Here is a 20,680-nt window from a genome sequence, read left to right as displayed (position 1 = left end):
AAACATGAAAAGCTTTTTGAAGTTGGAAAATAGATTAGACAATACCCAGTAAATAATTCAATTGACGTTTTCTTAAAACGTTAGTGTACTATATTGATTTTTTGAAAAAGCGTGACTACCTATCGAGTATGAGATCTAACTAGCTCTCTAATAGGTAGTTTTTGTATGGCTAAAAATAAGAAATAATCGCAAAACCAGAGAAAGTATCTCAAATCTTCAAGTATGTAGAGCTGATAGAATAAATGTTTTTTAAATTAAGTGTTGACGGCACAGCAAAAGTCTAATAAGTTATATATGAACATATGAACATGTATAGTTATCATGAGCGGAGGTACTGACTTATGGATGAACCGATTGAAGATACTACAGAAAATGAAATAGAAATAGGGGCGCAGATTGACGATGAGACTCTATTTATTGTATCTCAGACGTTCAAGGCACTTAGTGACCCGACAAGAATTAAAATATTAACCCTGCTATGCACAAAGGAACATTCGGTCAACGGAATAGCTGATCTTCTTAACTTAAGTCAATCAAACGTGTCTCATCAGCTACGTTTTTTAAAAAATCTTCGACTTGTCAAGTTTAGAAGAGAAGGAACTACTCTATTTTATTCAGAAGATGATCACCATGTCATGAACTTACTAAGACAGGCGATTGAGCATGCGAAACACCACTAAATATAGTAAGGAGAGTTAATCTTATGGCACATAATCATGCACATGATCATTCTCATACCTCTAACAAAAAGATTTTGATCATTTCATTCTTTATTATTTCGGCATACATGGTTGTAGAGGCGATTGGAGGGTACCTTACAAATAGCTTAGCACTTTTAGCGGACGCAGGTCACATGCTTAGTGATGCGGCTTCGCTCGCTATTGCATTACTTGCCTTTAAATTAGGTGAACAAATAGCGAACAATCGTAAAACGTTCGGATATAGACGCTTCGAGATTCTAGCAGCTGTTTTAAACGGGGTCACACTCATACTGATTTCCATATATATCTTTTATGAGGCCATCAATCGATTTATTCAACCACCTGAGGTCGCATCCGTAGGAATGTTAATTGTTAGCAGTATTGGCCTTGCTATAAACCTTCTTGTTGGATGGATTATGTTAAGAGGTGCAGACGTAGAACATAATTTGAATATGCGAGGTGCTTATCTACATGTTGTAAGCGATACGTTGGGTTCAGTCGGTGCAATACTGGCAGCGCTTCTTATCATGGCATTTGGATGGAACTGGGCAGATCCGCTCGCAGGAATCATTGTAGCGGGACTTGTTTTACGAAGTGGTTATTTCGTGACGAAATCCGGATTGAACGTATTAATGGAAGGTGCACCACAAAACGTTGATGTCGAAAAGGTTCTTCAAGTCATTCACAACAAGGAGGGGGTACGGAGTATACACGACTTTCATCTTTGGAGTATCACAAGTGGAATGAATGCACTCTCATGTCATGTTGTCGTTGATGGTAATTTACAAATCTATGACAGTGAGAATCTACTTCAAGAAATTGAACACGATTTAGCACATCTGAACGTTCAACACTCTACGATTCAATTCGAAACTCTTTCTCATCCTCACAGCGATGAATTGCTTTGCAAACTGAAGGTAGGGGAAGTAGTACATCAACATTAAAAAAATCACCTGTTGAGTAGGATTGACAATCAAGAGGAGGAGACAGCAATGCTGATTTTGGATAATAGTTACTTAATTTTGAGCATGTATAGAAACTCGATTTTTGGCAACGGAGTTTTGATAGATGATTGAATATATTTCTTCGTTAGAACCCCTTACTCAAGCATTGCTGGGTACTTTATTCACTTGGGGGATGACGGCGCTTGGTGCCGCGTTAGTGTTTATGACAAAATCAATGAATCAAAAGCTAATGGATGGGATGCTCGGTTTTGCTGGAGGAGTAATGATTGCCGCTAGTTTTTGGTCATTACTCTCACCTGCAATTGAGATGGCGGAACAAGATTCTCTTCCGGCGTGGTTACCAGCTGCAATCGGTTTCTTACTTGGAGGATTCTTTTTATCAGGTGTTGATAAAGTGATTCCACATCTGCATCCCACTTCACCGATGGATGAGGCTGAGGGTATAAACCCTAAGAAGAGAAAGCGGAGCACGTTACTGGTGTTAGCAATAACATTGCATAATATTCCAGAGGGACTTGCCATAGGCGTTGCATTTGGAGCAGTTGCAGCAGGATTCCCTTCATCATCAATCACGGGAGCTATCGCGCTGGCAATCGGAATCGGCATACAAAATTTCCCTGAGGGTGCTGCTGTGTCAATGCCATTGAGACGAGATGGATTATCTCGTCGTAAAAGTTTTTTCTATGGCCAGTTATCTGGTATGGTTGAACCGTTCGCGGCGTTGGTAGGAGTAGTAGCAGTACTCATAATGGAGCCTTTACTTCCGTTTGCGCTAAGCTTTGCTGCAGGAGCAATGATTTTTGTTGTAGTGGAGGAGGTAGTCCCAGGATCTCAAGAAAATGGAAACAAGGACTTGGCTTCTGTTTGTTTAATGTTTGGCTTTACAATCATGATGATTTTAGATGTGGCTTTAGGCTAAAATAATTATTTTTTTAATGGTTATCACTTTATTTTTTGACTGATATATATTCAAGATACTAACTATATTCGGAAGTGTAAATAATGAGCCTTAATTATATTTACTTTCAGTCGGTATTTTTACTGTTGGATAAATAAAAATACTAGAAGAAAAAATATAAAACCTCTTGCCCTGGCAATTAAAATCGTGGAGTTATCTATTTCATTCTGAAATTTCCTGAAAATTTTGGGGGTGATTTTGATAGAGAAGGAAAGCAAATTCGGAATTCAAGTGCTAGAGAAGGTGGAAGCCCACCAAGTCAGTATATACATCATTTTTTTGATGTTGGCAGTAATCTTTGGTCTATTGAATACAGAAGCTGTATATCTCGATATTTTTATTTCTCCCCTTTTAGGAGTTTTGATGTATGGGATGTTCGTTCAAATTCCGTTTCTGAAATCGAATGGATCTGCTACAAACATGAGGTTTGTGGTAGCTCTTTTATTAGGAAATTTTGTTGCCGTTCCTTTAATAGTTTAGGTTTTGGTTATCATATTTCTTCAAGATTCATCACTAATGCTGGGGGTGTATTTGGTGTTGTTAACACCGTGCATCGACTATGTGATTGTTTTTACAAAGATGGGAAAGGGAAACGAATCAATATTGTTAAAAGTAACACCGATTCTTTTAATTTTACAGACGATACTCTTACCCATATATTTATTCGTATTATTAGGAGAAAAGGCTATTAGTATCGTTAGGATGGGTCCATTTCTAGATGCATTTCTATTTTTGATTTTTATACCGCTTCTATTAGCGATAATGACACAATTGTGTTCTAAAAAGAGTTCTTTAGGTAATCGTATCATGAAAATGCCGCCATGGATTCCCGTTCCATTTATGTCTTTTGTACTTTTTGTGGTAGTTGCCTCTCAAATTAGGGAAGTGTATAGTGACCTCGGGACATTAATAGATGTAATACCAGTTTATATTTTATTTCTACTTATCATACCATGGGTGTCAAAGTCCCTTGGTAAGTTGTTCAAACTAGATATTGCTTCAAGAAGAGCAATTACATTTAATATGGGAACAAGGAATTCACTTGTAGTTCTTCCATTAGCATCTATATTACCAGAGCCCCTATCAACACAAGTAGCTGTAGTGATCATTTTACAGACCGTTACCGAATTGTTCGGAGAAGTCTTATATATAAAATTAGTGCCTAAATGGTTCTAACAAATTAGATACATGTATTTAATTTCGCTTTCAAAAATTACGTCCTTCGATTGTTTATTAAAATATTAAGAACTGCGCTTAAGTTCTCAAGTATGCGTTGTTTACAATCAATAGGCAAAGAAATTTATTATATTGCAGAACGCTAGAGACCAGTATTATTCTAACAACTAACCTTTTTAAGGATGGACTACCAAGTGAGGAGAGATCGAACAATGGCGAGTACTGATAAGGCATCAAAAAATATCAAACTAGCATTTATAATTAATCTTGTTTTCTCGATTGGTGAATTTATCGGGGGATTTTTGATTAATAGTGTTGCAATCATGTCGGACGCCATTCACGATTTAGGTGATGCTCTTGCATTGGGCCTGTCCTGGTTCTTACAAAAATTTTCGAACAAAAAACCCGATCATAACTTCACTTTTGGATATAATCGTTTTTCCCTTTTAGGAGCATTAATAAATGCGACAATATTAATAATTGGATCTGTATATATTTTTACTCAAGCAATTCCTCTACTGTTTGAACCGGAGCATTCTAATGCACAAGGAATGATTTGGTTTGCAATTTTTGGTGTGCTTTTAAATGGTTTTGCGGCATTCCGTCTACACAAAGGAAAATCAGTAAATGAGGGAGTACTATCTTGGCACCTTTTAGAAGATGTTTTAGGTTGGATTGCCGTTCTTGTAGTAGGGATAGTTTTACTCTTCAAGGATATACATATACTTGACCCCATCCTATCAATTGCTATTGCGTTGTTTATATTAGTGAATGTGTTTCGTAATTTAGTTAAAACAATGAAAATACTTTTAGGTGCTGTCCCTGATGGTATTGACATCGATGAGGTGAAGCAAAAGATTGAAGGTATTGAAGAAGTGATTTCTGTTCAAAACCTATATGTCTGGTCAATTGATGGCGAAGATAACGCCATGAATTTACACTTAATAGTAGAAGAGATGAATCTAAAGGATTCAACTATTGTTAAACAAAAAGTCAAAGAAGTGACTTCAAAACTAGATATTAAACATTCTACAATAGAGTTAGAATCAAAAAAACACAACTAAAGAAATAAGTCATCCTTGCACCAAATCCACACTGAGGTTCGACATATGAGTAAAAATTCTATACTTCATACCGTCTGATACCAATAAATACTTTTCTACGTGCAAGGAAACTGAATATCGAATGAGGGTATATTTAGAAACCCCCTCATTCGTTTTTTTTTTGAACACTATCGAAATTTCGTCTCTTAAAATAGGATGTATTCGAATGAATGAATGATTCCAAAACGAACGTTCAAATATTTAGATTTAATTGTCATAGTTTAGTAGACCTATCGACCGGATTTTCTTTCCATACTTCGGAGAATATTCCGGTCAATGAATAAGGTTCGGCCTCGATTAAAACTGTCTGATGATAAAAAAGCTGATAATGAAACCTAAAAAGATGACTCGGGAACAATACCGAAGTCATCTTAAAGCCGTCTTAAAAAACAGAGATCATTTATTTTTATCATACCCAGTACAAATTCGAGGATATAAAAATGAATATTTTTGTTTTTTTATTCTTTGACATTCATCAGTCTTAAACTGTTCAGTGCTACCAGAAGAGTTGCCCCCATATCGGACATAATAGCTATCCATAGGGTGAGCCAGCCCGGGATGACCAAGAGTAATGCAATCGCTTTGATACTGATAGCGAACGCGATGTTCACTTTGATAATATTTAGGGATTTTCGGCTCAATTTTATCGTAAACGGTAGTTTGCTCAAATCGTCGCCCATCAGGGCGACATCTGCTGTTTCCAAAGCGGTATCCGTTCCAGCACCACCCATGGCAATTCCAACAGTAGAGGCAGCGAGTGCCGGAGCGTCATTTACGCCGTCCCCGACCATCGCGACATTGTCGTACTCAGCTCGCAAGCGTTTAATGACATTTAATTTATCCTCTGGCATCAATTCTGCCTGGATTTCGTTGACGCCAACTTGCTGGCCGATAGCTTTGCCTGTCCCTTTGTTGTCACCCGTCAGCATAATTGTCTTTTTAATACCCATATCATGTAGTTTCCGGATGATTTCTTTGCTGGATTCCCGGACTTCGTCGGCTACGGCGATAACCGCCAATATGCTTTGTTTCGTTCCGATAATCATCGAAGTCTTACCTTGCTGTTGCAGAGCCGTTACGGTTTGGTCCAGATTATTATCAATACTTTCAACACCTAGCTCGTTAAAGAGAAGCGGGCTTCCGATAAAGTAGGTGGTGCCGTCTATCGTTCCTTTAATGCCTTTTCCTGTGATGGAAGAGAAGTCCTCAACTCTGATAGAGGTGTAAGGTATGTTTTCCTCGTCCGCTTTTTTCATGATGGCAGAGGCCAACGGATGCTGAGAACGATATTCCAATGCCGTCACGATAGAAAGCAGTTCTCTCTCGTTTACCTGCTTGTTCGTGATTTTAAAGTCTGTGACGACAGGTACACCTTTGGTCAGGGTACCGGTTTTGTCAAATGCAATAGCTTTCAGCGCGCCCATTTCTTCCAGGTATACGCCGCCTTTAATCAAGACCCCTTTTTTGGCAGCATTACCGATGGCGGAAACAATCGAAATCGGCGTCGAAGTGACTAAGGCACACGGGCAACCCACTATTAGAACCGCCAATCCTTGATAGACCCAGGTTTCCCAGCTGGCATCTCACGTGCGGCCTATTACAAATGGTTGAATCGCACCATACCGGTGCGTCAAGAAGAGAACGAGAAGCTTCTGGAGGACATCCGTCTACTCTATGACCAGGCGAACGGCACATACGGGTACCGTCGGATCACGATGACGATCAACCGGTTGCGCCGACAACAAGGACTGTCCCCGTTCAATGAAAAGCGAGTCTATCGCTTGATGCATATCCATGGGATCCAATCGGTCATCCGCCGGAAGCGGAAGAAGCATAAGAAGTCAACGCCGCAGCACGTGGCCGAGAATCTGATGAACCGAGAGTTCAGCGCGTCCCGACCGGACGAGAAATGGTGCACCGACGTCACCGAGTTTAAATATGGTGCCGGGAAAAAGGCATACCTGAGCGCAATCATCGACCTGTACGACGGCTCGATCGTCGCCTATCGCATCGGAAAGTCCAACAACAACGTTCTCGTCTTCCAGACGATGATGCCAGCCATCACGGGGCTCGCACAGGAGCGCGTCCGATGATCCATAGCGCCAATATACCTCGAGAGGGTTCAAACGCATGGTGGAAGACGCGGGACTGACCCACAGCATGTCCCGGGTCGGACGTTGCATCGACAACGCCCCGATCGAGAGCTTTTGGGGTACCCTGAAAGTCGAGATGTACTACCTGCGTGAGTTTCAGGCCTATAGCGAACTCACATCGGCCATCGAGACCTACATATCGTTCTACAACCATGACCGTTTCCAGAAACGGCTAAACGGCTTGAGCCCTGTCGAATACAGGTCTCAAGCCGCCTAGTTCGGTTTTCATTATTTGCCCTGTCTACTTGACGGGGGGCAGTTCAGTATCGTCCGACGCGAGATATTGATATTCGCGTGACGGAGGGCGTCGTGACACCTGAATTGAAAGAGGCGCTTCATGAATATGAAATTGAAATTGTCGAAGGGGTGATTCAGTTCCCACCCCGTGAAGACTTTAGGGAAAATGAATTCCGGCATAAGATTGAAGGGCTGTTCGAGGCGATTGATGTGTATATCCCCGACATTGAACTTTTAGCATGTACCAAGATTTTCTCCTCTCGCCAAAAGGATCTAGAGGATCTCGAAAAAACGAATCTATTGGCACTTTGCGATAAAGATAAACTTCTCGACCTTGTAGAGGAATACAAAGCAAACATGACGTGGGACAATCCATTTTGTAACGTGCATGACTTGAGTCGAATTTTTCAGGAAAAGGGTATATAATAAATCAAAAGAAGAGTAGAGGAGGGTGACCGATGTCAGACAGTAATCATGTACTTCTGCAAAGCGAGCTAGCGGATGAACTGAATCGTATGCAGGCAGGCGGGACAAGCTATCGCTTAGAGACGGCTCAATTGGCCCTGGCATTAAGTCGTCATGTATCGGTCCCTGAATCGCTACGTGACCGAGAAATGGCTCGCCAGTATGTTCGATCTTCACTGCATGATTTACAGGACGACCGGGCAGAGGATGTGGCAAAAATGCTTAGTATGGCAGCACGGCGTGCCTACAACACTCCTGAAAATACGTTCTCGGTAGATATGAAAGTGAAATTAGAAGAAAAGCGTAATCGATTCAAGGTGCGTGGATTGCAGGTGAAATCTTAATTGGACCAAGCGGAGTCATTCTTTATACTCTCATGAGGTTATGATTCTACGTGTGAATGAAGCATCTTTGGTCAAGTCATTGAACATGTATCAGACGATTTCTTCAAACCGTTAAATACTTTGTTTGTAATAAACATAAGGGTACTAGATTCAGTCACTGGTTGACTCAACCTAGTACCCTTTTCGTATCATTGTTTATTTTGTTGGGTGCTCCGCTCACGCAGGACCGCGAGCTCGACCTGTTCCTGTAACCGGTTCTCGAATGTCTCTTTCTCTCGACGGAGGAGCTGGACTTCTAAGTGCAGCTTCTGGTTCTCTTCTTCAAGCTGGTCAAGACGGCGTGTACGAGCTTTTAAGTCGTCGACAGCGTCCATAAGACTTTGATTTTGCCGATAGAGCTGGCTACGTTCATCTTCTAGCTTTTTCATGTCTCCTTCTAGATGAAAAACTGTTTTTTTCTGCTCTTTTAGTTCTTCTTTGTTAGACACACGTTCTGTTTCCAATGCGTCTTCAACGATTCTCTTTTCAGCGATTAGTTGGTTGATTTGATCTTGTAATTGAGTGAGTGCAATTTCATGTGACGACACCTTTCGCTCATACTCCTCTTGGAGTGGTTCAGCTTCTGTAATTACGCTTTGTTCAAGGTCATGAATGGTATTTTTATATCGCGCGTTGATTCGCTCATGTTCTTTTTGTTGCGTTTCTAGTCGAGTGGCTCGTTCATTGAACAGGGCAAGCACTTGATTCAGTGCTGCTTCGAGTGATTCGTTCTCCTTGACGACTAAGGGGTCCGGTGACTGTTTATCGGCCAATGATATTAATTGCTCGAATAATTGGTTGGTTGATATTTGACGTTGCTCCATTAAACGCTGAATATGTTCTTTCACTTCTTGTGACACGCGGAATGACGTCACCTTGGTCTCGTTTGATTCCAATTCTAATCCCTCATTTGGTTATTATTTTGTATACAGCATATGTAGTTCCTATATTTAAATCATTTAAATACAAGTTGTTATAAAAAAAATCACTCATAAACTGGCACTTTGTGGTGTAGGAAGGTATACATTTCGACGTCGAAATGTATACCTTCCTACACTTTTTACTTATGAGAATGTCTCAATAGTAAGCTAGTAGTCGAATCATCTATTTAATCCTAGCGACTAAGCAACAAAACGCTTAAGACAATTCCTACTTTGTTTTATTACATCATATAAGAGATGACAGTAGTTAACAATTTAAAGCTGTATGAGTTCAAAATAAATACGACCCAACTAAATACGAATCGAATTAGTGTTTTGAGAGAAACAATAAGCTTAAAGAAACATACAAAATGGACACGAATATATAGATTGACAAATAACGTTTACAGTTGTAAATTTAAATCGATTACAAACGTAAACGAAAAGAGAGGAGAAAAAATGCTTTCGAAATTTCAATTATCTGATTTGCAAATGGTTAATCACTCTACGCAGCCTGTAGTCTTAAAGTTCACCACCGATTGGTGCCCGGGATGCCGTCAGCTCGCACTACTATTTGAAAGCGTTGCTGAAGGATATCCAGATGCGTTTTCTAGACAAGAATATAGCCAATGAAGACTGAATAGCGAACCCAAAAACATAATGGTTGACAGACGACGTTTACGATTGTAAACTTAAATCAAACAAAATGTTTACGATTGTAAACTTAAAATTTGGAGGTTAGACAAATGGCTGAACATGTCGAAAAACAAATCACGGATTCAGAATGGGAAGTCATGCGTATCGTTTGGGCCCAAAATCACGTGACCAGTAAAGAAATCATCGAGGTATTGGAAAAGAAGATGAGCTGGAAGCCTGCGACGACGAAGACATTCATTGGAAGGCTCGTGAAAAAAGGGATGCTCTCAACCGAGGCCGAGGGGAAGAAATTCATCTACTCCGCGAACGTCGTTGAAGGTGACGTCATCAGAGAGACGTTACACGATCTACTCGATCATATCTGTGACAGGGATGTCGGGAACACAATCGGAACGATGATCACACAGGCGACACTGAGTGTACAGGATATCGAGAATCTCAAAAAAATCCTTGAGATGAAGGAAAGTGAAGCGGTGGAGGACATTCCATGCACCTGTACCCCGGGTCAATGCAGATGTCAGGACCATTCTTGTGGATCCAGACATTGAGTTTGAAATGATGTCATGAATGTAGTGAATAGGAGGAGACTCAAGATGAAAAAAACGATTTTAACGATTAAAGGTATGTCATGCGCTCATTGTGTCAACAAAGTCGAGTCAGCACTTGAAGGTCTGAATGGGGTTGAAAGTGCGAAAGTCAACTTAAAGAAAGGCATCGCAAAAGTGAAGTACGATGAAACACGACTAGATGTGAATGAATTTAAAGAAGTTGTGGGCGAGGTCGGTTACGAAGTCGAATCAGCCCAATAATAATGGAGGTAAGACGATATGGAGAGTAAGACATTTGCCGTGGAAGGGATGACCTGTGCGTCCTGCGTTCAGACAGTTGAAAAAGCAACAAAAAAATTGCCTGGCGTAGTGACCTCCAACGTCAACCTAGCGACTGGGAAATTGAGCATTCATTACGATGAGACGAAAATCTCGCCGCTGGATATTCAGACGACCGTCGAGAAGGCTGGCTACAAGGCCTCAACCGAGACCGAGCAAAGATCATTTGTCATCACAGGGATGACTTGTGCCTCGTGTGTGCAGACGATTGAGAAGGCCACGAGGAAAATGGTGGGTGTGACTGAGTCGAATGTGAACCTGGCGACAGAAAAATTAGTCATTCGATATGATCCTCAGCTGGTGACTGTATCAGATGTGGTCCGAGTGGTGGCAAACGTCGGATATGAGGCAAGAGAAGATCAAGAATCAACGGATGGCCAAGATACAGAGAAAGAAAAGAAACTGAAAAAAATTCAATCGATGTGGAACCGATTTGTAGGATCGGCGATTTTCACGATTCCATTACTCTATGTGGCGATGGGGCATATAATCGGCCTACCCCTACCGATGGCATTGGATCCAACGATGAACCCAGAATTGTTCGCTGTCTTGCAGCTCATGATGACCATCCCAGTGATGTTGTTCGGATGGAAATTCTTCTCCGTAGGATTTAAGACATTGTTCCGAGGGCATCCGAATATGGATTCACTTGTCGCCCTAGGGACGAGCGCAGCCTTCTTCTATAGCGTCGGTGCCACCATGGCTATCCTCTCAGGTTATGAGGGATACGTGAATAGCCTCTACTATGAGACAGCCGCAGTCATTCTCACGCTGATCACATTAGGTAAATATCTTGAAGTCCGGTCGATGGGTAAAACATCCGAAGCGATTGAAAAATTGATGGGACTGGCACCTAAGACGGCAAAGGTCGTCCGCAACGGACAAGAGTTAGAAGTATCAATCGACGAAGTCATCGTCGGCGACACGATTATCGTAAAGCCTGGTGAGAAGATTCCGGTGGATGGCGTGGTTCTATCAGGTAATACGTCTGTAGACGAATCCATGCTGACCGGTGAAAGTATCCCTGTTGAAAAAAATGTGGGTGCTCAAGTCATCGGTGCCAGCATCAACAAGAACGGGATCATCCAATACCGAGCCACGAAAGTCGGTAAGGATACAGCGCTATCTCAAATCATCAAATTGGTCGAGGATGCACAGGGCTCTCGAGCTCCTATCGCAAAACTGGCCGATATCATCTCCGGATACTTTGTACCGATTGTCATCGTCGTCGCGATCCTTTCAGGAATTGCATGGTATTTAGGCGGTCAGACCGGCCTCTTCGCCTTGACGATCACGATTTCAGTACTGGTCATCGCCTGCCCTTGTGCACTAGGTTTGGCCACACCAACAGCAATCATGGTGGGTACGGGCAAAGGTGCTGAGAATGGTGTGTTGATCAAGAGTGGCGGCGCCTTGGAGACGACCCATAAAGTCCAGACGATCGTGTTCGACAAGACAGGGACGATCACTGAAGGAAAACCGAAAGTGACAGATATCGTGACAGTGAATGGACATCAAGAAGATGAGTTGTTACGCTTGACCGCTTCCGCTGAAAAAGGGTCTGAACATCCATTGGGCGAAGCAATCGTAAGAGCGGCAGAGGACAGAATGATGCGTGTCATGGATATCGATCGTTTTGAAGCCATCCCAGGGCACGGGATCGAAGTACTGATCGACGGAAAAGTCTTGCTTGCCGGAAACAGAAAATTGATGAAAGACCGCGGCATCTCACTGGATGTCCTTGAAGGCGCTTCAGACAAACTCGCACACCAAGGCAAGACGCCGATGTATATCGCGATTGACCAACAAATCGCAGGGATCATCGCTGTCGCAGACACCGTCAAAGAAAACAGTCGTAAAGCCATTCAGAAACTTCAACGAATGGGTATCGAAGTAGCCATGATCACCGGAGACAACAAAGGTACGGCCATGGCGATTGCGAGACAGGTCGGGATCGATCGGGTACTGAGTGAAGTGTTACCTGAAGATAAAGCGAACGAAGTGAAGAAGTTACAGGCCGAAGGGAAGAAGGTCGCAATGGTCGGTGATGGAATCAATGACGCACCAGCCTTGGCCCAAGCAGACATCGGAATCGCGATCGGTTCGGGTACTGACGTTGCGATCGAATCTGCAGACATCGTCTTGATGCGAAGCGATTTGATGGATGTACCTACAGCTGTCGAATTGAGCAAGTCAACCATCCGCAACATCAAACAGAACCTGTTTTGGGCATTTGCCTATAATGTCATGGGTATCCCGTTTGCGATGGGGATTGTTTATCTACTCGGCGGGCCCTTGTTGAACCCGATACTTGCCGGAGCGGCCATGAGTTTAAGCTCAGTCTCGGTCCTGGTGAACGCACTCCGTTTAAAACGATTCAAGCCTTCGATGATCAAATAAAAGGAGGGAGTGGGATGGATACAGCCCTACAGCTCGAGCTTTACACGCGTCCGACGTGTTCAGATTGTCAGGATGCCAAAAAATATTTAAAAACAACCACAGTCCCTTATGTGAACAAAGATGTGGGTGCGAACCTTGACCTTGAACAAGAAATGGTAGCGATATCAGGGAATCGAATCGTACCACTGTTTGTCTTCTACAAAAAAGGGATGCTCAGAAAAAGAAGAGTAGTGAAGTACTTTGTTGGCTTCGAGAACAACAAAGAAGAGATTCTAACATTGCTACGATAAGCAACGATAGCTCACTCTCAGAACCTGTTGAAAGCGTGTCGCGCAATGAGGGACACGAACATAAGGTGGCGAGGGTGTAAAAAAATCGATACTTTTACACCCTACCCATGTATGGTAATTAAATAATCAGGAGGAACATATAATGAAAAAATCAACATTTCAGGTAGCGGGCATGTCTTGTGGATCTTGTATCAATAAGATTGAAGGACACGTTGGAAAGTTAGCGGGTATTGAATCAGTGAAGGTCAATCTTTCGGCGGGAGAGGTGGACGTTCGATGAAAGCCAACTCACACTTTCTGAGATTGAAACCGCAATTCAAGAGACTGGCTACGAGGTAACGGAGGCGACCGTTAAAATCGGTTGTTCTTGCTGCAAGTAATGGAGGTCGAGTGACGGTGCGATCAAGGACTACACAAAGGAGTGTTAAACGTGAAAGACCATGGACATCATCATATGAAGAACTTGACGGGAAATGAAGTGTCTGTAGAAGCTAAATATGAATTCGGGAAAATCAGTATCGAGTTAAAGGATCAACATCAGCAAGCCCCGGAACTCGAAGTCAGCCATGAAAAGGAATTCCATTTGATTCTCGTGAACGAAGACCTAACTGAGTACCGACACCTCCATCCGTTTAAAAAGGGTGAGGGTCGATTCGAGCAACCCGTCCAACTTGAGGCAGGGGCGTATAAACTCTTCGTGGATATTCAGCCTAAGGGACTGGCATATCAAGTGAAGCCGGTTCACTTACAGATTGATCATCAGTCCTCTTCCTCTATCGAATCGTCACTTAAAGTGGATGAGCGTCTGACGAAGACGATCGAAGGTCATACCGTCGAGCTGTCGATTGACTCTTTAAAAGCGCATGTCCCGACTGTCTTCAGCTATGACACCAAAGAAAGTAACCCGGAGCCATACCTTGGAGCACTTGGTCATGTCGTCATCTTGGATGAAGCCGGAGAACAGTTTATCCATGTGCATCCTTCTTCTCATGATACGACGGAATTTGAGACGGTCTTCCATAAACCTGGCCTATACAAGGTCTGGGCCGAATTCCAGTTCCATGGGACTGTGCACACCTATCCTTTCGTCATTCGTGTCTCAGATTGACCATGAGCGACCCATGGTTCCTCGTTGGGTCGCTTTCCTGTAATCGTTGTAAGCATAATTTTCGAAGGAGAGGACTCAGATGATAGAAAGTGAGCGGCTGGACACTCATGGTGATCGAAAAACCAAGATGAAATTCATCCTTCTACTCGCGTTACCAGCGGTTGCCGAGAATTTTTTCCAAACGTTGCTCGGATTTGTCGATACGCTGTTCGTCTCAAGAATCGGCCTAGCAGAAGTGTCAGCGGTAGGAGTGACGAATGCCGTCCTCGCCATCTACTTAGCTGTCTTTATGGCAATCGGTGTGGCAGTAAACGTTTATGTCGCCAATAACTTAGGCGCAGAACGAATCGAGCGCGCGAGACATATCGCGCAGCAGGCCATCGTCCTATCTGTCGTGGTCGGGGTGACCTTTGGGGTCGTGACGCTATTTTTCGCTGAGCCTCTCCTGCGGTTGATGGGGGTGGAGAATGACGTTTTAGAAGCTGGTAGCACCTACTTCAAAATTGTCGGGATCCCATCGATCGTGATGGCATTGATGTTTGTGCTCAGTAGTATCTTACGAGGTGCGGGAGATACAAAATCACCGATGAAGGTGAGTATCGTCATCAATGTCGTCAATATTGTGCTCGACTATATGTTGATTTTCGGTTTTTGGATCATCCCCGAACTTGGTCTCGTCGGAGCGGCACTCGCGACCGTCATCGCCCGGCTCGTCGGGACGCTCTTATTGATGAACTATATTCGTAAGACGGAAGTCATCGCCTTCAGGAAAGATTTCTGGAGACCGGATCTCGAACACCAGTTGGAGCTCGTGAACCTTGGAAGCCCGGCGGCTATCGAGCGATTGGTCATGAGAGCCGGACAAATCGTGTATTTCGGATTCATCGTGGTACTCGGGACGAACACCTTCGCCGCGCATCAAATTGCAGGGAATCTAGAGGTGTTCTCTTATATGTTGGCATATGGTTTCGCGACAGCAGCAACCATTCTCGTCGGTCGCAACATCGGAGCGGGAGACCACGAGACCGCCAAAGAATATGCCAGATTGAGCACGTTCATGGCGATGGGCTTCATGTCCTTATTCGGGGTTGTCTTATTCTTCTTCGGAGGATGGGCAGGTTCACTTTTCACCGACGATCCCCAAGTCATCAAAGACATCGATGTCGCGTTAAAAATAGCAGCGGTCTTCCAGCCTTTCCTAGCAGTTGTCCTTGTATTGACCGGTGGATTCCAAGGAGCGAACAATACGAAGTTTCCAATGTATCTGACCACGATCGGTATGTGGGTGATCCGGACTGGGGCAGTATATGTATTGGCGATTCAGATGCAGATGGGCATTGCAGGAGTGTGGATCGCCATCGGTCTAGACATCGTCTTTAAGGCGATCGTCCTTTGGATTCAATTCAGCCGAGGGCGTTGGATTGTAGTGGAATCCGAACCGCAGAAGCCCTGTCATCCCAAAACTAAGCATGAAGACGTGCGATGTATAAATAATTATTAACACTTGACTGAAATTGTAGGAAAGAGCAAAGTTGTTCTTTCCTTTTATCTTTTCTGAAAAAGTTATTAAAGGAGCCCGTCACGCCGATCTAAAGAAATCGAATCAGTGGTGAAAAACACACATATGTCATGCGGCCTATAGCTGCTCGATTATAAAAAATGGATATTTTTTTGTTCAGTATAGAAAAAACCTGGTCTTCGTCAAAAAGAACCAGGTAATTAAGAAAGTTATTGTTTATTCAAATCCATATTAGTTGTCAGTCGATGAATATGAACGGCTAGATAAGCTAGTTCCTCATTAGGAATTGTCACACCGTGCAACTGCTTAAGGTAGTCCCGTACTTTGAATGAACCATTCATGGCCTTTGGGTAGATGTTCGCAATCTGTTCAAATAGTTGATCGGATTCTTCATTCAATATTTTTCCAGCATAAAAGCGTTCAGCGAAATATTTCACATGTGTGATGAATCATGAATAATGAATATCTTCTTCATCGGTTTCAATATTGTAAGCATATCGAATAAGGTTCACAATACTCCCAATCATCTTGGCGTAGCGCATGCCATCACGTGTTTCTTCTCTTTCTCCTTGCGCGTTGATAATATGAAAAGCAATATTGGCTGCCTCTTTAATAGGCAGTTCGATTTTAAATCGTTCATTCATGAGATTAACCGCATAACTTCCAATCTTGAATTCCTGTGGATAATAGTTTCGAATTTCCCAAAATACTCGGTTGCTGATAGTAATACCTTTATAATAACGTTTTACCGCAAAGTGAAGGTGGTCTGTCAGTGTTAAAAAGATACCGGCATTGAGCTTTGTAGCTAGCTTTTCCTCAGCATATGCAACGATTTCTCGAGTGAACTCGACGAATTCAGGAGGAATTTCAGTCACCAGTCCTATGAACTCTTTAATACGGACATCGTCAGCGGGTATGAACATTTGGGAGGCTTCAGGTGGAGCGACAACATTTCCGATTTTCTGCCCGAAACCAATTCCTTTTCCAATTAAAATGTACTCAAGCTTTGATTTGTCCTCGACAATCACGACACTTGAATTTAATACTTTTTTGATACGAATCATTCCATACCTCCGTCTTAATTCAAGTCAGATCATCTCCATTTGAAGCTATGACTTTTTTATACCAGTAGAACGAATCTTTTTTAATCCGTTCTAGGGTCCCGTTCCCTTCGTCGTCCAAGTCTACATAGATGAACCCATACCGTTTCTTCATTTCTCCCGTACTGGCTGCAATCAGATCGATTGGACCCCATGCCATATAGCCAAGTAACGGAACCCCGTCAATCGCGACTGCTTTTTTCATTTCTTCGATATGACTCCGAAGATAGGCGATACGATAGTCATCATGTACTTTCTTGTCCGGCGTGAGCGTGTCAACGGCCCCAAGACCGTTTTCAACAATCATAAGTGGTAACTGATATCGATCATACAAGTAATTTAAGGAATAGCGTAAACCTTTCGGATCGATACTCCATCCCCATTCACTTTGCTCCACATGCTGGTTTTTATAGCCTGTCTTCACGCCATTCAAACCAGAGAATTCGAGAGGCGACTCCTTGACGATAACGTGAGTTAAGTAATAGCTATATGAAATAAAATCAACAGGACCACGATACAATGTATCGGCGTCTCCTTCTTCAAACGGCAAAGAGATATTCTCGCGCTCTAATTCTTTTTTAATGTAGTTCGGATATTTGCCACGACAAAGTACTTCACAGTAGTACTGCATTTTATGCATGAATTCCTCAGTTCGTTGGACGTCATCTGGGTCTGGGGAGTTTGGATATGCGAAGTGGCCATTATACATCATCCCCACTTTGTTCTCTGAATCAATTTCGTGGGCAAGTGTCACGGCTTTGGCATTCGCCAACATCTGATGGAATGCACCGATAAACTGTGATTCTTTCGTTGAAGAAGGGATTCCTCCCCCCATCCATGGTTTTGTCGACATGACATTGATTTCATTAAAAGGAATCCAATATCGGACTTTACCTTTATATCGAGTAAACATGGTTTCGCAGTAGTGAAGGAAGAAGTCGACCACATCACGATGAAGCCAGGGGCCATATTTCTGTAATCCTAGCGGAGTCTCGAAATGAAGAGAATCATGAAGAAGCACCATCTCCAGTGTCGGATCAAACCCAAACGAAAATGGAAGTCTCAGGGTGAGAGTATCGTCATCGCCCCTGACCTTCTCAAGCGAGACTTCACTGCCAGTAGACCGAATAAGAAGTGGGTGACGGACATCACCTACATCCAATACGGGGGCACGACGAAGTACCTCTCCACGATCATCGACCTATTCAACAATGAGATTGTTGCCTATAAGCTATACGATCATCAACAGACGCCCCTCGTCATCGATACGTTAAGGATGGCGTTGGAGAGTCGGAACAATCCCGAAGGGGTTATCATCCATTCAGATCAAGGAAGTGTCTATACATCATATGCCTTTCAAGATTTCGTAAAGAGGAAGTATCTGACGAGCAGCATGTCTCGAAGAGGCAACTGTTGGGATAATGCGGTGATCGAATCGTTTCATTCGAACTTGAAGTCTGAGGTGTTCCAGTACGTCAAGTTCAACTCGTTAAGCGACTATGAAGTGCGTGAGCGGGTGAATAATTACTTAACTTACTACAACGAAGAACGTATCCAAGAAAAATTAGGCTACCTCACACCGATAAAATATGGTGTGGCGGTAGCCTAATCAAGGTATTTTTATTAGTGTCTCATACAGCTAGGTCAGTCTAATCTTTTCTTTTTTTTTAGGTTACAAATAGTTCATTGGGTTGACACTATTCGCTGCAGAATAACTGCTGTATTTATAACTGTTTTTATGAATCTCAAAGTGCAAATGATTTCCGAACGAGTTTCCTGTATTCCCAACTGTTCCAATCTTCATACCTTTAGAGACTGTCTGACCATTTTTTACCGAAAGGCTGTTCATATGAGCATAAACGGTTACGTATTTTTGATTCTGTAGACTATGTGAAATCATAACGTGTTTACCGTATGCACCGCTGTTTTTAGATGTAATGACTTTTCCACTGGCAGAAGCGTAGACGGGTGTGCCTTTTGCTGCAGCTAGATCAACGCCATTATGGAATGTATAACCGTAAGCACCATTAGAGTTTCCGTATCCTTGGGTCAGCCGACCTTCTGTAGGAGAAGCAAAAAGAGAGTTATTATATGATGTTTTTTTGGCAACGTGGCTCTTATATTTTTTTAGGTAAGAACTATAGATATACCGTGTGTTTCCTTTGTAAAGGACTTTTGTCCAAGCTCCTTTTTTTCCTAAATAAGAAAAGGTCTGCCCAGTGTTAGTGATGCCGACAATTTTGTGATTGAGAGAAGGACCAGTCCGAACACGAAGATCGTCTGTCTTCACTTTTACGTTATATGCACTACTTGCTTCGACTTTTGGACTATGCATCGAAAAAGTTGTTGTGAGTAAGACACTAGAAGCGATAAGTATTACCTTGTTTTTCATTAGTTGTACTCCTTTAAAGATAAAGATACAGTGACGAACGATTTGTTAAAAGGAGTATAGCATCACTATATTACAAAAAAGTATATCAAATTCATTTCAAAAATTGACAAGAGATTTAATCAAAAAATGCATAGTTTTTTCACAAACGGATTTTATGATAAAAATTAAACACATTTCTTTTTTATAAGACGGTTTGTCAAATTAAGCGCAACACTTCCTCGGTGAAGGCCTCGTGTGCGGTTTTCCAGTCCAGGCACTTTCTCGGTCGCCCGTTGATCTTGGCCAGCGCATCCGCGAGTTCACCGTCACCGACCTGCGCGAAGTCCGTTCCTTTCGGGAAGAACTCGCGGAGGAGCCCGTTGGCGTTCTCGTTGCTCCCCCGTTGCCACGATGAGTTACGGGTCGGCGAAATACATCGGCACGCCGAGCGACGCCTGGATGCGCTCGTGACCGCTGAACTCCTTGCCCCGGTCCGTCGTCGCCGTCTCGAACGTGCCTTCCGGGAAGGCACCGTGCACCGCATGGATCGCCCCCTCCATCGAGGCCGCGGTGCGGTCCGCGATTGGCAGGGCGAGATAGAACCGGCTCTTCCGCTCGATGAACGTCGCGACGCACGCCTTCGATTTCCCACGTCCGGAGACGACGGTGTCGAGCTCCCAATGCCCGAATGTCCGGCGACCCCTGACCTCTGGAGGTCGTTTCGAGATGGGGAGACCGACGTTGATGCGACCGCGCGTCTCGGTCGGCTTTTGACGTTTCCCCTTCTGGCGGAGCACGGTCACGGGCACGTCGATCCGTCCCGCATAGATCCAGCGGTAGATGGTGGAGAAGGCAATTTTTCCTGCGTAGAGGCGGCCGACGATCTGTTCTGGTGACCAGGTCGCACGCAGCTTCTCGACGATCGTCCGGCGCATCGTGTCGTCGAGCTTCGTCTTGACGCCGCAATGGGTTTTCGCCTTCTCGTAGCGTTTCTGCGCACGTCCTGACTCGTAGCCGGGGTTCCGTCTGATCTCCCGCGAGACGGTCGAGGGCTGTCGCCCGATCCGTCTCGCGATGGACCGGATGGACATCCCGAGCTCCAGATAGGTCTCTATTTTCACGCGCACCGTTGTGGTAAGATGGGTGTAGCTCTTAGCGATTCCTCCGTCTGAATGTTTGTGTCGTAACTTCATTCTAAACGAGGCCATCGCTGTGGGCTTTTTTTTGCGTTCACGTTCAGATGTTGCACTTAATTTTATAATTCATCATAAAAAAGGGGTTTCCAGA

Annotated in this window: 18 protein-coding genes and 5 pseudogenes; 17 read left to right on the top strand and 6 right to left on the bottom strand. The window is 43.4% G+C overall.

The genetic code is table 11. The features are described 5' to 3' along the window. The first annotated feature begins 341 nt into the window (after positions 1 to 341). The 5 genes from ACZ2GZ_RS07835 (at position 342) to ACZ2GZ_RS07815 (ending at position 4,864) form a co-directional block, all read left to right on the top strand. A complete protein-coding gene (locus tag ACZ2GZ_RS07835) occupies positions 342 to 680 on the top strand; it encodes an ArsR/SmtB family transcription factor (protein WP_029336177.1) in 339 nt (112 codons plus the stop codon). 23 nt (positions 681 to 703) lie between these two features. After that, a complete protein-coding gene (locus ACZ2GZ_RS07830) occupies positions 704 to 1,645 on the top strand; it encodes a cation diffusion facilitator family transporter (RefSeq protein WP_029336176.1) in 942 nt (313 codons plus the stop codon). A gap of 124 nt (positions 1,646 to 1,769) precedes the next feature. Then, positions 1,770 to 2,585, top strand: coding sequence for a ZIP family metal transporter (locus ACZ2GZ_RS07825; RefSeq protein ID WP_029336175.1), 816 nt, complete (start codon positions 1,770 to 1,772; stop codon positions 2,583 to 2,585). A gap of 522 nt (positions 2,586 to 3,107) precedes the next feature. Continuing rightward, positions 3,108 to 3,800 (top strand): arsenic resistance protein, encoded by a 693-nt coding sequence (locus tag ACZ2GZ_RS07820; protein WP_285801053.1) that lies wholly within the window; start codon positions 3,108 to 3,110, stop codon positions 3,798 to 3,800. A 212-nt stretch (positions 3,801 to 4,012) separates the two neighbouring features. Beyond that, positions 4,013 to 4,864, top strand: coding sequence for a cation diffusion facilitator family transporter (locus ACZ2GZ_RS07815; protein ID WP_029336174.1), 852 nt, complete (start codon positions 4,013 to 4,015; stop codon positions 4,862 to 4,864). Between the two features lie 497 nt (positions 4,865 to 5,361). On the opposite strand, the pseudogene ACZ2GZ_RS07810 reads toward ACZ2GZ_RS07815, so the two are convergent. After that, positions 5,362 to 6,486 (bottom strand): annotated as a pseudogene (locus tag ACZ2GZ_RS07810) (heavy metal translocating P-type ATPase); the annotation flags it as partial. On the opposite strand from ACZ2GZ_RS07810, the pseudogene ACZ2GZ_RS07805 reads away from it, so the two are divergent. The 3 genes and pseudogenes from ACZ2GZ_RS07805 to ACZ2GZ_RS07795 form a co-directional block, all read left to right on the top strand. After that, positions 6,478 to 7,273, top strand: a pseudogene (locus ACZ2GZ_RS07805) (IS3 family transposase); the annotation flags it as partial. The pseudogenes ACZ2GZ_RS07810 and ACZ2GZ_RS07805 sit on opposite strands and share 9 nt — an antisense overlap. A 59-nt stretch (positions 7,274 to 7,332) precedes the next feature. Beyond that, positions 7,333 to 7,719 (top strand): annotated as a pseudogene (locus ACZ2GZ_RS07800) (DUF6036 family nucleotidyltransferase); the annotation flags it as partial. A gap of 32 nt (positions 7,720 to 7,751) precedes the next feature. Beyond that, positions 7,752 to 8,102 carry a hypothetical protein gene (locus ACZ2GZ_RS07795; RefSeq protein WP_029336171.1) on the top strand — a complete coding sequence of 117 codons (351 nt, stop codon included), beginning with the start codon at positions 7,752 to 7,754 and terminating at the stop codon, positions 8,100 to 8,102. A 188-nt stretch (positions 8,103 to 8,290) separates the two neighbouring features. Here the strand turns inward: ACZ2GZ_RS07795 and ACZ2GZ_RS07790 are convergent, their stop codons facing one another. Beyond that, positions 8,291 to 9,037, bottom strand: a complete 747-nt coding sequence (locus ACZ2GZ_RS07790) for a hypothetical protein (RefSeq protein ID WP_214716444.1) — start codon at positions 9,035 to 9,037, stop codon at positions 8,291 to 8,293. 282 nt (positions 9,038 to 9,319) lie between these two features. Here ACZ2GZ_RS07790 and ACZ2GZ_RS07785 point away from each other — a divergent pair, with 282 nt between their 5' ends. From ACZ2GZ_RS07785 to ACZ2GZ_RS07750, 8 genes are all read left to right on the top strand, one after another. After that, entirely contained in the window at positions 9,320 to 9,694 is a 375-nt protein-coding gene (locus tag ACZ2GZ_RS07785; protein ID WP_214763113.1) for a thioredoxin family protein, read from the top strand. 113 nt (positions 9,695 to 9,807) lie between these two features. Beyond that, on the top strand, positions 9,808 to 10,266 hold the full coding sequence (locus tag ACZ2GZ_RS07780) for a CopY/TcrY family copper transport repressor (protein WP_034781861.1): 459 nt from the start codon (positions 9,808 to 9,810) through the stop codon (positions 10,264 to 10,266). A gap of 45 nt (positions 10,267 to 10,311) precedes the next feature. Then, positions 10,312 to 10,527: a heavy-metal-associated domain-containing protein gene (locus ACZ2GZ_RS07775; protein WP_029336168.1), complete on the top strand. Its 216-nt coding sequence runs from the start codon at positions 10,312 to 10,314 to the stop codon at positions 10,525 to 10,527. 18 nt (positions 10,528 to 10,545) lie between these two features. Then, positions 10,546 to 13,005 (top strand): heavy metal translocating P-type ATPase, encoded by a 2,460-nt coding sequence (locus ACZ2GZ_RS07770; protein ID WP_214716442.1) that lies wholly within the window; start codon positions 10,546 to 10,548, stop codon positions 13,003 to 13,005. A gap of 14 nt (positions 13,006 to 13,019) precedes the next feature. Next, complete coding sequence (locus ACZ2GZ_RS07765; protein WP_034781864.1) at positions 13,020 to 13,295, top strand: glutaredoxin family protein; 276 nt, start codon at positions 13,020 to 13,022, stop codon at positions 13,293 to 13,295. A 142-nt stretch (positions 13,296 to 13,437) separates the two neighbouring features. Continuing rightward, a complete protein-coding gene (locus ACZ2GZ_RS07760; protein WP_353048059.1) occupies positions 13,438 to 13,575 on the top strand; it encodes a heavy-metal-associated domain-containing protein in 138 nt (45 codons plus the stop codon). A 150-nt stretch (positions 13,576 to 13,725) separates the two neighbouring features. Then, on the top strand, positions 13,726 to 14,403 hold the full coding sequence (locus ACZ2GZ_RS07755) for a hypothetical protein (RefSeq protein ID WP_235420268.1): 678 nt from the start codon (positions 13,726 to 13,728) through the stop codon (positions 14,401 to 14,403). A 79-nt stretch (positions 14,404 to 14,482) separates the two neighbouring features. After that, positions 14,483 to 15,904, top strand: a complete 1,422-nt coding sequence (locus tag ACZ2GZ_RS07750; RefSeq protein ID WP_034781866.1) for an MATE family efflux transporter — start codon at positions 14,483 to 14,485, stop codon at positions 15,902 to 15,904. 227 nt (positions 15,905 to 16,131) lie between these two features. Here ACZ2GZ_RS07750 and ACZ2GZ_RS07745 read toward each other — a convergent pair. Together ACZ2GZ_RS07745 and ACZ2GZ_RS07740 are read right to left on the bottom strand one after the other, a co-directional pair. Next, positions 16,132 to 16,986, bottom strand: a pseudogene (locus ACZ2GZ_RS07745) (PRD domain-containing protein). Between the two features lie 19 nt (positions 16,987 to 17,005). Further along, a complete protein-coding gene (locus ACZ2GZ_RS07740) occupies positions 17,006 to 18,046 on the bottom strand; it encodes a glycoside hydrolase family 1 protein (RefSeq protein ID WP_214755135.1) in 1,041 nt (346 codons plus the stop codon). Here ACZ2GZ_RS07740 and ACZ2GZ_RS07735 point away from each other — a divergent pair. Further along, a complete protein-coding gene (locus ACZ2GZ_RS07735) occupies positions 18,020 to 18,631 on the top strand; it encodes an IS3 family transposase (RefSeq protein ID WP_029596456.1) in 612 nt (203 codons plus the stop codon). The genes ACZ2GZ_RS07740 and ACZ2GZ_RS07735 overlap by 27 nt on opposite strands. Positions 18,632 to 18,694: 63 nt before the next feature. On the opposite strand, the gene ACZ2GZ_RS07730 is transcribed toward ACZ2GZ_RS07735, so the two are convergent. Continuing rightward, positions 18,695 to 19,414 (bottom strand): peptidoglycan DD-metalloendopeptidase family protein, encoded by a 720-nt coding sequence (locus tag ACZ2GZ_RS07730; protein ID WP_029336161.1) that lies wholly within the window; start codon positions 19,412 to 19,414, stop codon positions 18,695 to 18,697. Positions 19,415 to 19,610: 196 nt separating this feature from the next. Then, positions 19,611 to 20,586 (bottom strand): annotated as a pseudogene (locus ACZ2GZ_RS07725) (IS30 family transposase). Positions 20,587 to 20,680: the final 94 nt, after the last annotated feature.

It is taken from the genome of Exiguobacterium sp. KKT215 (genome assembly GCF_055635335.1).
Note: the sequence above shows the minus strand (reverse complement) of the source record. Positions and strands in the feature narration are given on the sequence as shown.